The following is a 1219-nucleotide window of genomic DNA, read 5'->3' on the forward strand; positions in this document are numbered from 1 at the left end:
GGGCACGGCATGACGGATCGACATCGGAACGGGCGGGGCGCGGTGTGGTGTCATCCCCCCGTCACCGGCGGAAAGAATGCGACCTCGCTGTCCTCCCGCACGACGAATTCCCCGGTCACCATTTCGAGGTTCACGGCCGCCCGCACTGGGCGGTCCATCCGCAACGCGTCCGCGCTGCGCGCGTCGCGCGCGGCCAGCGTGCCGCGCAGCGCGTCGACGGTGAGTTCGCGGGCATCGATTTCGACGGTTTCTTCATCGAGCGCCAGTTGTTCGCGAATGCTCGCGAAGTATTTGATCGTCAGTTTCATTGGAATGTCTCGAGCAGGAGCGGCGGAATCGGAAAACACGAAGCGAGCGCAATCAGCCCCAGCGCCGCATCGCCTGGTCGTCATGCGCCTTCGCCTCGACCCAGCCGGATTCGCCGTCGTGCCGGATCTCCTTCTTCCAGAACGGCGCGTGGGTCTTCAGGAAATCCATCAGGAATTCGCACGCATCGAACGCGGACGCGCGATGCGCGGCGGCCACCACGACCAGCACGACCGGCTGGCCGAGCGGAATGCGTCCGACGCGGTGCACGATCCTGACCGCCTCGAGCCGCCAGCGCGCGGTGGCCTCCTCGACGATGCTCCATAGCGCCTGTTCGGTCATCGTCGGGTAGTGCTCGACTTCCAGCGCGACGACGTCGTCGACGTCGCCTTCCTTGCGCACGACCCCGAGAAAATTCACGACCGCACCGACATTCGGATTGCGAACGATCGGTGCAAGCTCCGCGCCCGCGTCGATCGGCGCATGCTGCACGCGCACTTCGAAGCCGGCGGCGATCGCGGGCGCCGATTCGGGGTGCGGGTCGGTCGCGTCGACGTGCGGCGGGGCGCTGCCGGCACGCGGCGGATCGTCCGGCAGCCCGGCGCGGGATTCGGTGAAGGTCGTCATGACAGGTTCTCCAGTGGGCGGCGCATCCTGTATCGCGGGGCGGCCCGTCAGCCGCCGACGAGCGACATGCGCACGGTCGGATAGGTCTTGCCCGGCGCGCGGGCCGGCCGTGCGGCCCGGCGCTCGGAATAGCGGTCGTCGCGCTGCGTCCAGCGTGCGCGCACGGCGGCGGCGAGGTCGGCGGTCGACGCGGCGTCGTCGAGCCACGGCCGCAGGTCGGTGCCTTGCGTCGCGAACAGGCACGTATAAAGCCGGCCGTCGGCTGACACGCGGGCGCGCGAGCAGG

Annotated in this window: 2 protein-coding genes and 1 pseudogene; all 3 read right to left on the reverse strand. The window is 69.2% G+C overall.

Annotated elements, in window-relative coordinates; all coding sequences use genetic code 11:
• Positions 1-50: 50 nt before the first annotated feature.
• Complete coding sequence (gene moaD, locus JMF90_RS37765) at positions 51-308, reverse strand: molybdopterin converting factor subunit 1 (RefSeq protein WP_006498429.1); 258 nt, start codon at positions 306-308, stop codon at positions 51-53.
• Between the two features lie 52 nt (positions 309-360).
• Positions 361-933 carry a molybdenum cofactor biosynthesis protein MoaE gene (locus JMF90_RS37770; protein WP_034175503.1) on the reverse strand — a complete coding sequence of 191 codons (573 nt, stop codon included), beginning with the start codon at positions 931-933 and terminating at the stop codon, positions 361-363.
• Positions 934-980: 47 nt separating this feature from the next.
• A pseudogene (locus JMF90_RS37775) lies at positions 981-1219 on the reverse strand (GTP 3',8-cyclase MoaA); the annotation flags it as partial.

It is taken from the genome of Burkholderia sp. E168m23 (assembly GCF_016586125.1).
Taxonomy (GTDB): domain Bacteria; phylum Pseudomonadota; class Gammaproteobacteria; order Burkholderiales; family Burkholderiaceae; genus Burkholderia; species Burkholderia orbicola.